The organism is Martinezella multihospitum (genome assembly GCF_900094585.1).
Classification (GTDB): Bacteria; Pseudomonadota; Alphaproteobacteria; order Rhizobiales; family Rhizobiaceae; genus Rhizobium; species Rhizobium multihospitium.
This window is the reverse complement of the sequence record NZ_FMAG01000006.1, coordinates 245,212-257,455: the sequence shown is the minus strand read 5'-3', so window position 1 is coordinate 257,455 and position 12,244 is coordinate 245,212. Positions and strand designations below refer to the sequence as shown.

The 12,244-nt window shown below is 55.2% G+C and carries 14 protein-coding genes and 2 tRNA genes; 8 read left to right on the top strand and 8 right to left on the bottom strand.

The features are described from left to right. Positions 1-642: 642 nt before the first annotated feature. The gene (locus GA0061103_RS24030) at positions 643-1,419 is read left to right on the top strand and encodes a hypothetical protein (protein WP_141694462.1); all 777 of its coding nucleotides are present in this window, start codon (positions 643-645) and stop codon (positions 1,417-1,419) included. A 122-nt stretch (positions 1,420-1,541) separates the two neighbouring features. Here GA0061103_RS24030 and GA0061103_RS24025 read toward each other — a convergent pair whose 3' ends face one another. Both GA0061103_RS24025 and GA0061103_RS24020 read right to left on the bottom strand, forming a co-directional pair. After that, complete coding sequence (locus GA0061103_RS24025) at positions 1,542-1,961, bottom strand: hypothetical protein (RefSeq protein WP_141694461.1); 420 nt, start codon at positions 1,959-1,961, stop codon at positions 1,542-1,544. A gap of 61 nt (positions 1,962-2,022) precedes the next feature. Continuing rightward, positions 2,023-2,346, bottom strand: coding sequence for a PadR family transcriptional regulator (locus GA0061103_RS24020; RefSeq protein ID WP_092715600.1), 324 nt, complete (start codon positions 2,344-2,346; stop codon positions 2,023-2,025). 284 nt (positions 2,347-2,630) lie between these two features. On the opposite strand from GA0061103_RS24020, the gene GA0061103_RS24010 reads away from it, so the two are divergent. From GA0061103_RS24010 to GA0061103_RS23985, 6 genes are all read left to right on the top strand, one after another. After that, on the top strand, positions 2,631-3,479 hold the full coding sequence (locus tag GA0061103_RS24010) for a hypothetical protein (protein WP_141694460.1): 849 nt from the start codon (positions 2,631-2,633) through the stop codon (positions 3,477-3,479). Between the two features lie 306 nt (positions 3,480-3,785). After that, positions 3,786-4,760, top strand: a complete 975-nt coding sequence (locus GA0061103_RS24005; RefSeq protein ID WP_092715596.1) for an AlbA family DNA-binding domain-containing protein — start codon at positions 3,786-3,788, stop codon at positions 4,758-4,760. A gap of 186 nt (positions 4,761-4,946) precedes the next feature. Further along, positions 4,947-5,489 (top strand): DUF192 domain-containing protein, encoded by a 543-nt coding sequence (locus GA0061103_RS24000; protein ID WP_092715893.1) that lies wholly within the window; start codon positions 4,947-4,949, stop codon positions 5,487-5,489. Positions 5,490-5,638: 149 nt separating this feature from the next. Beyond that, positions 5,639-5,715: transfer RNA gene (locus GA0061103_RS23995), tRNA-Pro, on the top strand. Between the two features lie 179 nt (positions 5,716-5,894). Beyond that, entirely contained in the window at positions 5,895-6,200 is a 306-nt protein-coding gene (locus GA0061103_RS23990) for an ETC complex I subunit (protein ID WP_092715594.1), read from the top strand. Between the two features lie 91 nt (positions 6,201-6,291). Beyond that, positions 6,292-6,368, top strand: a tRNA-Arg gene (locus tag GA0061103_RS23985). Positions 6,369-6,437: 69 nt separating this feature from the next. On the opposite strand, the gene GA0061103_RS35115 is transcribed toward GA0061103_RS23985, so the two are convergent. Together GA0061103_RS35115 and GA0061103_RS23980 are read right to left on the bottom strand one after the other, a co-directional pair. Next, positions 6,438-6,599 (bottom strand): hypothetical protein, encoded by a 162-nt coding sequence (locus tag GA0061103_RS35115; protein WP_167376638.1) that lies wholly within the window; start codon positions 6,597-6,599, stop codon positions 6,438-6,440. A 90-nt stretch (positions 6,600-6,689) separates the two neighbouring features. Beyond that, a complete protein-coding gene (locus tag GA0061103_RS23980) occupies positions 6,690-7,298 on the bottom strand; it encodes a LysE family translocator (RefSeq protein WP_092715892.1) in 609 nt (202 codons plus the stop codon). A gap of 104 nt (positions 7,299-7,402) precedes the next feature. Here GA0061103_RS23980 and GA0061103_RS23975 point away from each other — a divergent pair, with 104 nt between their 5' ends. Beyond that, positions 7,403-7,870, top strand: a complete 468-nt coding sequence (locus tag GA0061103_RS23975) for an Lrp/AsnC family transcriptional regulator (RefSeq protein WP_208603562.1) — start codon at positions 7,403-7,405, stop codon at positions 7,868-7,870. Positions 7,871-7,965: 95 nt separating this feature from the next. Here the strand turns inward: GA0061103_RS23975 and GA0061103_RS23970 are convergent, their stop codons facing one another. From GA0061103_RS23970 to GA0061103_RS23955, 4 genes are all read right to left on the bottom strand, one after another. Beyond that, complete coding sequence (locus GA0061103_RS23970; RefSeq protein WP_015339774.1) at positions 7,966-8,739, bottom strand: amino acid ABC transporter ATP-binding protein; 774 nt, start codon at positions 8,737-8,739, stop codon at positions 7,966-7,968. Between the two features lie 18 nt (positions 8,740-8,757). Next, complete coding sequence (locus GA0061103_RS23965) at positions 8,758-9,912, bottom strand: amino acid ABC transporter permease (RefSeq protein WP_092715590.1); 1,155 nt, start codon at positions 9,910-9,912, stop codon at positions 8,758-8,760. A 1-nt stretch (position 9,913) separates the two neighbouring features. Beyond that, positions 9,914-11,104 (bottom strand): amino acid ABC transporter permease, encoded by a 1,191-nt coding sequence (locus GA0061103_RS23960; RefSeq protein ID WP_092715588.1) that lies wholly within the window; start codon positions 11,102-11,104, stop codon positions 9,914-9,916. Between the two features lie 93 nt (positions 11,105-11,197). Beyond that, positions 11,198-12,223: an amino acid ABC transporter substrate-binding protein gene (locus GA0061103_RS23955; RefSeq protein ID WP_092715586.1), complete on the bottom strand. Its 1,026-nt coding sequence runs from the start codon at positions 12,221-12,223 to the stop codon at positions 11,198-11,200. Positions 12,224-12,244 lie beyond the last annotated feature (21 nt).

Below are 12,244 nucleotides of genomic sequence, written 5' to 3'. Positions count from 1 at the left end.
TTAGAACGATGCAATTAAGAGGAGTATGTCTATTCGTTAGGGGAACGCTATGATCGACCGCTATTCAAAATTTGTGTTGACCGTCATCGCTATCGGCCTGGTGCTAAACATTTTCAAGAACGACGTCCGGCCATCCCACGCGGAGCAATTGTCCTGTGGCTCGTCTATACAGCCTTGCTTTATAAGCTTGGGCGATCAAACTCTCTCAGTTCGTATTGTCGACAAGGTTAGCGTCTTTCAGACTACCACACCTTAGAAGTGGCCCATTCCTATTCGCCGCCACGCTGTTGCATGCTCCGGTCTCGACCGACCTCTCAGAGCAGGCAATTCTGGGAGGATAGGCGCACATAGATGCGCGTCCGCGGGATGCCGTGATCAAGCTCGACAGCGGTGAATGTCGATACACGCGCGCTCCTTTGCTGGTCGAGAGCGGATCAATGTGATGCTTTTATCTTATCACTTCTGCGTACAAAGCAGCCTTGCGGCTGCCCGCCCAAAGGCAGTCTGGGATAAAGATCGACTATCCAAGCCGTCCGCCACCGCCGATATCAGCTGCGATATTGAGTCGGTTCAATCGCGCGGCCATTGCAAAAAATGCGGCAACTCGCTTACCTTCGCGAAGAACCACGAAAGAACAGCATCATGCAAAAGAAGGATCAGGACTGGACTTATTGGACCGGCTGGATCGTGGCTTATGTCATCCTTGCCGTAATCTTTCTGGTACTGGTATTTTGGGGGTGGCTGGACCAACCCTGGTGCGATGCCGGCAAGCAAGGTGTGCCGTGTTTGAGAGACTGGCTTGAGGCTCTGGGAGGCTGGGCCGCGCTTCTCGTCGGCGGTCCTTCTCTTTATGTCCTTTGGCGGCAGGTGCGTGATGCTGATCGCAATCAGCGCATTTCGTTCAAAATTCAACTGAGACGGTCGAAAAGTCTCTCGCGCAATGTTCTACGAAATGCGAGCTCCCTGACATATGTGACGGATATGCTTGTGAAATTGCTCTTGATCCCAGCTATACGCTCGAATGAGCCGATGAGCATTGAAGGGCATGATGCGATTTTTGATATGGTCCGAGGCCTACTTGAGTCTGGAGGCTTTCAGCAGTTCGAAGATGAGATTGAGGTCAGCCCCGACAGGACGCTAGAAGTGGTCTTTCTTATGATGAAGATGCATCATCAGGCAGAGCATTTGGCGGGTGCGCGGGATGATCAACGCGCCGCCCACTTGATGGTTCTCTTTGAAAATGTCGGGAAATATTCGAAAGCGGTATCGCGACACGCCGCCGCGTTTTTAGCTGAGGTTGAGGAAATATTCGGCGAACGAAGCGAGAGTGAGGCTACTGAGGATGCACCCTTCACGTCCGAAAATAATCGTTCAAGTTCCGGATCGCCGCGGTCACCTTCCACGCCAAGCCATGCATAACTGTGAGTTGCATTGCGCATGACGATGCCACCATGATGAAAGCGCTTCCAGGCGAGTTGCTCCTTTATCGCGCCAGAACACTTGGGCAATCACTCGTCGAGCGCGATAGCACTGAGACTTTATCATGTCCTCGGGATGAGCTTCAATACATCCAGGGCGACGCCTAGCCAGTGCAAGAACACAAAATGACCAATTTGGGCATGCCAGACGACGGTGGCTCGCTTCACCCCATACCGCTTGACCCATTCATTCCACTTGGCTTCTTCAAGATTGGCGAGAAAGTCCGACGCCTTACTGGTGGGTGTCAGGAGCTCGGCTAGATAGGCAGATGGCGGGGCGGACGCTTCGACTTCCACCTGCATGTTGCTCACAATCACAAAGCTTGCCGCCTCCGTGAGGGCTGCGTCTAGATTATCGCCAAGATAGATCGGCGTCGCCTTCAAGTTATGCCTAAGGACAAGCGAAACGTCGTCGACGGCGAAATCCTTCTCCGTCCAAATCCAAGCAGAAGCTCCGTATGCTGGATAATCCGCGTCGTCCATTTGCTGGCGCCTCTCTGGAAGCATATAGCATTCCACTTGTTTCCACTGTGCGTAGTTCCTATCAGACATGTGCAAGACCTCCGCCCGGCAATAGCGCCTCAATCGAACGTGTCGCGTTCACCGCATCCCGCAAGGCCTGCTGGCCTTCGGCGCTGATAGTGAACAGGCGCTTTGCCCTTTTGTCGGCGGCATCCCGGACCTCAGTAACGAGGCCTTTCGCTGCCATCCGATCCAGTGCGGTGTAGAGCGCCGCAAACGCCGGTGGCTTGATCTGAGTGTCTTCTATTACTTGGTAGACCTTCGCCGCGTGCGAGCGAGGTCCGGCCTTCACGAGTGCTAACAAAGCAATCTCCTCAAATTTTCCAATCATGTCCGGCTTTTCCATTTCTCGTTCGTGGTGCGTGGTTCGTACTGCGTTGTCTCTTGCGTATACAAAGATAACGTATGCGTTGCATACTTACAAGATACAGATGCGGCGCTAAAGCGAGCAGCCATCATGGCCAAGGCCCTGTTGAAAGAGGGCGTGCTCGTCGAGCGCGAGGGCCGGGACCCGATACGATGAGAGACAGCTATGTTCGTGCGGGCGGCGTAATCTGGGGCGGCAGAAATGCCGCTTTTATTTTTTCCGACTTCTGCGATTCTCGCCTCAGCTAAGGCATGGAGTGGCTGATGAATTGGGAAAATTGGGGTCCGGCGTTGTTGTCTAGTTCAACGGTAGCAGCGTTGACTATACTCGGCAGCCATTTTCTGAAATCAATGATCGAGCAGAGCGTGAAACACGGCTTTGACCGTCAAATTGAAACGTTGCGCGCCGACATAAAATCCAAAGAGGAAGACCTAAGATCCCTAAGGTCCGGTGCGTTGTCTGCTCTTTCCGCAAAGCACGAAGAGCTGGATAGGCGCCGCATCAAGGCTGCCGAGTCTCTTTGGAGAGCGGTTATCGACCAGCGAAAATATAGAAGCGCAATCTCCACCGTCGCAATTTTGAACATTGCCAAGATCGATGAGACTATCAAATCCGGCGGTGTCGAGGCAGAAAAAATGCGAACTTTCGCAGAGGTTATATGGCAAACAACCGGGTTGGCGGATCAGGGCCAACCTAATGAGCTTGTGGCGGATGTCGAGCAGTTGTTTGTATCTGATGAGGCTTGGCTGGCGTTTGATGCACTACGAACAATTGGAGGACACGCCGCCATAACGCTCTTGACCCTTAAGAATGGCTTAGATCTCGGAATTCTAAAAAAGCTATCATCAGGAAATGACGCGATCAAAAAAGTTCTTCCTGAGTATTCGTCTTATATTGACCAATATCCGGAAGTTGCACCGTTATATCTCGTGGATCAGCTTCAGGAAAAATTACTTCGTGAGCTCAGGGGGTCGTTCTCTCAATCCGACACCGACTACATTGCGGTCAACCAAGCACGTCACATACTATCGATTTCGAAAATTGAACCAATAGAGCTCGCAAACGAAATACCCGATAAATACAAGATTGATCCGCCGCCGTTGGCTCAGTAATGCACGCGTGCAAATCTTCGCCTACGACTTCCAATGCACGTTTAATTATCCGTGCACATGCGTGCGGTGACACCTGCACAGCGCTGCCCGGACTTTGATGGCCTAGGCTGACCAATCGGTATCAATCGATCATCTCGCCCCCGCGTTGGGCGACCTGATCAACAATGCGCCGCGTAGACAGGCCACCTGGCAATTGAGATTCTGTCGCCTCTCGATGTTGTCAAACACGTTGGGGGAGAAGTTGGCGGACATCTTCAACCAAGCGTAAAAGTCGACTATGCAGTGGACGGTTTAAGGAGCAAATTTATGTGGGACGAACTATTGTCTGGAGGCGAAGCAGCAATCGAACGCCTGCTCGGACGCCAGGAAGATTTGACGCTTGAGTTTAAAGCAAATGATCTGCGCGAGCCGATCTTTCTTGATGGCAGCCTCTCTCCGGCGGGAAAGAAAATCTTAGCAAAAGAGGCCTCAGCATTCTCAAATTCAGCCGGTGGCGTGATCGTTTTTGGCGTGGATTGCAGGTCAACCGATGGAATTGATCAGGCCGAGCTGCTCACCCCGATATCCAGCTTAGCAAGAGCTGAAACGTCCGTGCGCGATGCGGCGGCTGAGTTTCTGCAGCCCCGACATACCGGTATTGAGGTAGCTAGGATTCCTTCGCTTGCAGATCCAACCTCTGGGTACATCATCGTCCGCGTTCCTCGGTCGGACAGACGACCTCATCGCTCAGAAGCGAAGGGCCAGAAGGAATATTTCAAGCGGATCGGAAGCCGATCCTATCCGATGGAACATTATGACATCGAGGATGCGTTCAGGCGCACGACGTCGCCAATTCTAATTCTCGATACATCATTCCAGGAGAGCATGAGTATCGGCATGACGGAAAAGGTGTTTAGCTTTCAATTCGGCCTTATGAATGAAGGCGAAGTGAGCGCCAAGTCGGTGTCCTTGCAGATTTGGAGCCTAGCTGGGGAAGCATTTGGTACATCGCACTATTCAACGAGCAGAAACGAAGTATCGAATTATAGAGGACGTCAATATATCGGTGCACCTTCGGATTTTGTTATTCATCCCCATGAAACCCGAATGTTTCACGAATTTCAGCTCAGACTGAAACGCAATCCCACGTCGGGTGAGGTCCGATTGGGAAACAGCCTGTTGCGGAGCGGTTGCATTCGATTCTGTTATGCAATTGGAGCTGAAAATATGAGAGTGGCAGAGCAGAAATGCGTTCTGAGCGATGAGCAACTTGCTCCGCTCCTTAACGCCCATTGGGGCTAAGCATTCCTCGGTGGTCCAAATCCGCCAATGATATTGTGACAATGGTTTTGCTCAAATACAGGCGATCTGAAGCCACATTCCTTGCGATCGCTACACAATGTCGTCGACTGACTCGCTCACATCAGGCACGCATCGACACCGAGCGCTATTACGACCATAATGACCACGATAGCAACCTATTTGAATATGGTTTTAGTTATGGTAGAATATATAAAGCCGTTTAAAAACAAGTATTTATGTGCCATTAAAAGCGCCATTTTGGCGCTTTTTCTCGTAGGGGCCATCGCCCCATCGTCTTTCGCGGCGCAGACCGCAGGGCAGCAGTCGATGGCTTTCGATTCGGAGCCGCTTTCGATCGCATCGTCTAAAGGCCAGACGCATAAATTCACCGTGGAACTGGCCTTGACGCCGGCACAGCTCGAATTCGGCCTGATGTACCGCGATAAGATGCCGGCCGACCATGGCATGCTGTTTGACTTCGGCACGACGCGGCCCGTCATGATGTGGATGAAGAACACCGAACTGCCGCTCGACATGCTCTTTCTGGATCAGAAGGGTGTCGTTACCCATATTCAGGAAAACGCTGTGCCTTATTCCGAAGCGATCATCAGCTCCGGTGGGCCGGTTGCCTATGTCATCGAGCTCAATGGCGGCATCGTTCGGAAACTCGGCCTTGCCGTCGGCGACACGGTGACGAGCGCCACCATTTCGGCAAAGCTCGGCAAATAGATTTTCATCGGGGAAGATTTGCCCGGCAAGATTTTATCTGTTGCAGCGGGCAGATGAACCGTGTATCTCCCCACTCGTTCCGCAGGGTCGAGTGTTCGGCGATGCGAAATTGAGGGCATGATCTTGTTTTGGCGATCATGCCGTTGGTACGGAGTGTAGCGCAGTCTGGTAGCGCATCTGGTTTGGGACCAGAGGGTCGGGAGTTCGAATCTCTCCACTCCGACCATTTAAAACCCCTTCATTGACGTCGTTGAATTCGTCCTGGTGACGGCTGCCTTTTCGCTTGAAAACAAAGGGATTCGCGGCTAAGCAAAAGTCGTGTTTGCGCGGCCTGCAAGGGATCGCGCCGAGGCAAGAGAAGCAAGAAAGCGGATCATTCCCGCTTGATTCGGAGGCGCTGCAGCAATGCCTGCCAAGATTTATCGTCCTGCAAAAACCGCCATGCAATCCGGCAAGGCCAAAACCAATATCTGGGTTTTGGAGTTCGATCAGGAAACACCGCGCAAGATCGACCCGATCATGGGCTATACCTCGTCGGCCGATACGCGCCAGCAGCTCAAGCTCACCTTCGAGACGCAGGAGCAGGCGGAAGATTACGCCAAGCGCAATGGTATCGAATACCGCGTCATCGCTCCGAAGGATCCGATCCGGCAGACCGTCTCCTATTCCGACAACTTCCGCTTCAATCGCATCCAGCCCTGGACTCACTGAAGCCAAGCACTTATTGAACGCCGGCCATTGAGTTTGGCGGCGGTTTCAGGCATGTGTTGCCCGCCGCACCTTGGGTGCGGCCAGGCCTTATGGCCCCTTAGCTCAGCTGGATAGAGCACTTGCCTTCTAAGCATGTGGTCGCAGGTTCGAATCCTGCAGGGGTCGCCATTTTCCCGATATGATTTGCGTGCGGTAGCATCGCGTGCCGCTAGCCAGGCGGTATCAGTAAGTTCCAGTTCAGTTCGCTGCCGTCGGCCAGCCGCCGGTGTCCGCAGGTCTTGTCGCATCGACCGTCATCTGGATGAGGTCGTAGCCGAACATCGATCCGGCCAGTTTGATGACGATGATGGCCGCGCTTAAAAGTGCAAGCCCGCCGATGATTCTGTCGCTTTTCTTCACGGCCCGCTTCCCTCGACGTCTCGTGAATGCCGCGTTATTAGCGGCGGCAAAGAGTATATCGCGTTTTATGCAAAGCGCTACAGGCCTTGCTCACGCTGCCAATCGCCAGGCGGCGATCAAGAGAAGACAGCCTGCGATACCCTCGGTCCAACGCCGGTGGCGATCGCTGAAGCCGGCGCGTGATCCGATCGCTGCGAGGACGAGGCTGAGGATGACATCGACGATCGCGCAGAGCCCGATGAATACGGCAGACAGTAAAGATGCCTGCAGCGCTACGTTTCCATCGTGGTTGATGAACTGCGGCAGGATGGCGAAATAGATCATCATGCCCTTGGGGTTGAGGACTGAGGTCAGAAAGCCGCGCCGAAACCCACTTGTCGCAATTCTGGATGCCGGCGTGACCTGGCCAGCCTTCAGCGAAGAGCCTATGAGGCGAGCCGCAAGGTAGGCAAGATAGGCGATGCCGACCCAGCGCAGCAGCATGAACAGGACGGGGAAGGCGATAATGATGGTTGCCACTCCAAGAGCAGCCAGCGTGGAATGGACGATGTAGCCGATGCAGATACCGGCCGTCGAACGTAGTCCGGCGATGGCGCCGCCGGAGACCGTCTGCGATGCCACGAACAGTGTATCAGGCCCCGGCGTGCAGATAAGAGGCAGCACGGTGGCCGCAAAGAGAAGAAGATTGGTGTTTTCCATGAATGGAAGCCTAGCGGTCTGCCGGCGCAATCGGCTTGCGAAGATGCCAATCTCTGCCAGATTATTGGCATTGGAATTCAAGATTAGCAGATTATCGGTGGAGGATGCCAATGCGGCTGGATGAAATCGACAGGCGTATATTGCGCGCGCTGCAGCGCGACGGGCGGATTCAGAATGTGGAATTGGCAAGGGAAGTGGGGCTATCGCCATCGCCATGCTTGCGGCGCGTGAAGCTCCTCGAGGATGCCGGCATCATCGATCGCTATGTGGCCGTGGTGAATCCGGTCAAGGCGGGCCTGCCGCTCTCGATGTTTGCTCGCGTCTGGCTGCTGGCCCAGGATGCTGAAACGATCGATCGCTTCATCGCCGCCATGAAGAAGCTACCTGAGGTGATGGAATGTTACATCATGCTGGGCGAGAGCGATGCGTTACTGCGTGTCGCCGTCGCCGATCTTGACGAGTACAGGCAGTTCCAGTCCACGCATCTGACAAAGGTCAATGGCATTCAGAACGTCAAGACCGACGTGCCGAGCCAGGTTGTCAAGCAGACCTATGCTTTGCCATTGCGTTGACCGCTCTCAACCGAGCCGATCGATAACAGGTGACCTATGAAAAACCCGCCGGCTGCGATGCAGCGGCGGGTCCTGTTCATTCGATCCATTCCGTATCAGTGCAGGATCTGGCTGAGGAACAGCTTCGTGCGCTCGTGCTGCGGATTGTCGAAGAATTCCTTCGGCGAATTCTGTTCGACGATCTGGCCCTGGTCCATGAAGATGACGCGGTTGGCGACCTGGCGGGCAAAGCCCATTTCGTGGGTCACGCACAGCATGGTCATGCCTTCTTCGGCAAGACCGACCATGGTGTCGAGCACTTCCTTGATCATTTCCGGATCGAGCGCCGAAGTCGGCTCGTCGAACAGCATGATCTTCGGGTTCATGCACAGCGAGCGGGCAATCGCCACGCGCTGCTGCTGACCGCCGGAAAGCTGCCCGGGATATTTCTTTGCCTGTTCGGGGATCTTGACGCGGGTGAGGAAGTGCATGGCGATTTCTTCCGCCTGCTTCTTCGGCATCTTGCGCACCCAGATCGGCGCCAGCGTGCAGTTTTCCAGAATGGTCAGGTGCGGGAAGAGATTGAAGTGCTGGAACACCATGCCGACTTCGCGGCGCACTTCATCGATCTTCTTCAGATCGTTCGTCAGCTCGACGCCATCGACGATGATCTGGCCCTTCTGGTGTTCTTCCAGACGGTTGATGCAGCGGATCATCGTCGATTTGCCGGAGCCGGACGGACCGGCGATGACGATGCGCTCGCCGCGCATGACTTTCAGGTTGATATCGCGCAGCACGTGGAAATCGCCGTACCACTTGTTCATGTTGATCATGTCGACCGCGACTTCGGTCTCGGAGACGGTCATTTTTTTCGATTGGGCTTCAGCCATTTTCTATTTCCCTCAATTTTATCGCTTGTGGCCGGTGTCGAGATGGCGTTCCACAAAGCCTGAATAGCGCGACATGCCGAAGCAGAACAGCCAAAAAACGAATCCTGCGAATACGAGGCCCGTGACCGGCGTTACTGCGCTCGCCCAAGCCGCATCCGCAAAGTTCTGGCGGACGATGCCGAGCAGGTCGAACATGCCGATGATCGCGACGAGCGACGTGTCCTTGAACATGCCGATATAGGTGTTGACGATGCCGGGGATGACCAGCTTGATCGCCTGCGGCAAGATGATCAGCCGCATCTTCTGCCAGTAGCCGAGGCCGAGCGAGTCGGCTCCCTCGAACTGGCCCTTGGGTATCGCCTGCAGACCGCCGCGAATGACTTCAGCCATATAGGCCGAGGTGAAGATCGCAACACCGACGACGGCACGCAACAGCTTATCGACAGTCCAGCCCTGCGGCATGAACAGCGGCAGCATGTAGCTGGCCATGAACAGCACGGTGATCAACGGCACGCCGCGGATCACTTCGATGAAGATCACGCACAGCATGCGGACGACCGGCATCTTCGAGCGGCGGCCAAGCGCAAGCAGGATGCCGAACGGAAAGGAGACCGCGATCGCGACGAAGGCAATCACCAGCGTCACCAGCAGGCCGCCCCATCTTTCCGTTTCGATGATCTCAAGGCCGAAACCGCCACGAAGCAGGAAGAACGAGATGACCGGCAGCACAAAGAATGCCAGGATTGCGTTCAACCCCTTCCTGGGAACGGACGGTATCAGCAACGGAACGAAGCTGACGATCATCAGGATGCAGACGAGTATCGGCCGCCAGCGCTCGTCCGGTGGATAGAGGCCGAACATGAAGACGACGAATTTCGCGCGGACGAAGGCCCAGCAGGCGGCGTTCCAGCCATCCGGCTGTGTTCCGCCCTGAACCGTGGTGGCGCAGAATGTGCGGTCTGTGCCGCTCCAGACTGCGTTTATGAACAGCCAGTCGACCAGATGCGGTATCGTCCAGGCAAGGAAGGCGACAGCAAGCAAGGTCAGAACGATGTCCTTGGGTGTGGCGAACAGGTTCTTTTTCAACCAGTGCCACGGGCCTCTTTCGCTGGCGGGTGCCGGCTGCGCCAAAAGCAATGTCTTGCTGACGAAGTGTTGATCCACGCTCGACATCTTATCTCTCCACCAGAGCCATCTTGGCGTTGAACCAGTTCATGAACAACGACATTCCGATGCTCAAGATGAGGTAGATGATCATCCAGATGATGACGATTTCGACGGCGCGGCCGGACTGGTTGAGGATCACGCCTCCGACAGCGACAACATCGGCATAGCCGATGGCGATGGCAAGCGACGAGTTCTTGATGAGATTGAGATATTGGCTCGTCAGGGGTGGAATGATGATGCGCATTGCCTGCGGTATGACGATCAGCCGGTTGATGGCTGATGCCCGCAGACCGAGTGCGCCTGCTGCTTCCGACTGCCCCTTTGGCACGCCACGAATGCCGGCGCGCACGATCTCGGCAATATAGGACGCGGTGTATAGGGAAAGGGCGAGGAGAAGCGCAAGGAACTCCGGACTTATCACCGTTCCACCCGTCAGGTTGAATTTGCCGGCAACAGGATAGTCGAAGGAAAGCGGCATGCCTGTCACCAGGAAGACCAGCAACGGCAGGCCGATCAATATGCCAATCGACACCCAGATCGTGTGGAATTGCTGACCGGTTGCCGCCTGGCGCCTATGCGCCCAGCGCGCCACGAAGAACACGGCAGCGATGGCGACGAGGAAGGCAATGCCCACGGCCCACATGCCCGCGCCGAAAATCGGGCTCGGGAAGGCAAGGCCGCGATTGCTGAGATAGCTGGAGAAGGGCAGGTGCACGGCATCGCGCGCCTGCGGCAGCAGCACCAGAACGCCGCTGTACCAGAAGAAGATGACGAGCAGCGGCGGAATGTTGCGGAAGATTTCGACATAAGTCTGGGAGAGCTTCGCAATCAGCCAATTATGCGAAAGTCTGCCGATGCCGACGATGAAGCCGACGATCGTTGCGGCAATGATGCCCACGAACGATATCAGAAGCGTGTTGAGCAGGCCTACGATGAGTGCCGTGGTATTGGTGGAATCGCTGGAATAGGGGATCAGCGCCTGACCGAGATTGAAACCGGCGCGGCCCTGGAGGAAGTCGAAGCCAAAAGATCTGTTCAAAGCGCGCAGATTGTCCATCGTATTCGTGACGATGAACCAGCAGAAAGCCGCGAGGATGATAATCGTGACGGCCTGGTAGAACACACCCCTGACTTTTGGGTTGTATAGCGCGGATATACGCGGTCGCTCGCCTTCAGGCGAGTTTACAGTAATTGCCATATAGAAATTTTCCCCAATGTGCCTGTTCAGGCTTGTTTTCTTGAGGGGAGAGAGGCGAAGTCGCCTCTCTCTTAAAGTTAGGCTCTCTGCGAATTAGCGCACCGGAGGTGCATACTGAATGCCGCCCTTGTTCCACAGTGCGTTGAGGCCGCGGGCGATCTTCAGCGGGCTGCTTGCACCGATGTTACGCTCGAAGATTTCGCCGTAATTGCCGACGCCCTTGATGATGTTGTAGGACCAATCGTTGGTCAAGCCGAGGTCGGTGCCGATCGTGGAGCCCTGCTCGGCACCCAAAAAGCGCTTGATATCCGGGTTGGCCGAATTCTTCATCTCGTCGACGTTCTTCTGCGTGATGCCGAACTCTTCGGCGTTCACGAGCGCATAGGCCGTCCAGCTGACGATGTTGAACCACTGGTCGTCACCCTGGCGAACGGCCGGGCCAAGCGGCTCCTTCGAGATGATCTCGGGCAGAACGATGTTATCGTCCGGGTTCTTCAACGTCAGGCGCACGGCATAAAGCTGCGACTGGTCTGTGGTGAAGACGTCGCAACGGCCAGAGTCATAGGCCGTCGTGATTTCTTCGAGCTTGTCGAAGACCACCGGATTGTACTGAAGGTTGTTGGTCTTGAAATAGTCGGCAAGATTGAGCTCGGTCGTCGTGCCGGACTGGACGCAGATAGCCGCGCCGGAGAGTTCGAGCGCCGACTTCACGTTCAGCTCCTTGTGAACCAGGAAACCCTGACCGTCATAATAGGTGACGGGGCGGAACTTGAGGCCAAGCGCGGTGTCGCGGTTGATCGTCCAGGTAGTATTGCGCGACAGCAGGTCGATTTCGCCGGACTGCAGCGCCGTGAAGCGGTCCTTGGCGCTGAGAGGGGTGTATTTCACCTTGGTCGGGTCGCCGAATACGGCCGAAGCCACAGCCTTGCAGAAGTCGATGTCGAAGCCGGCCCAGTTGCCGGACGCATCTGGCTGTGCGAAGCCGAGAAGAGCAGGATTCACGCCGCACTGCACGAAGCCCTTGGCCTTTACGTCGCTCAGCGTCGACGCGGAGGCGCCGGACGCGGTGTAAGCCAAGGCTGCGACTCCGAGGAATGCGGAGAGAGCAATCTTTTTCATTTTCCCTACCTTTGTCTATTT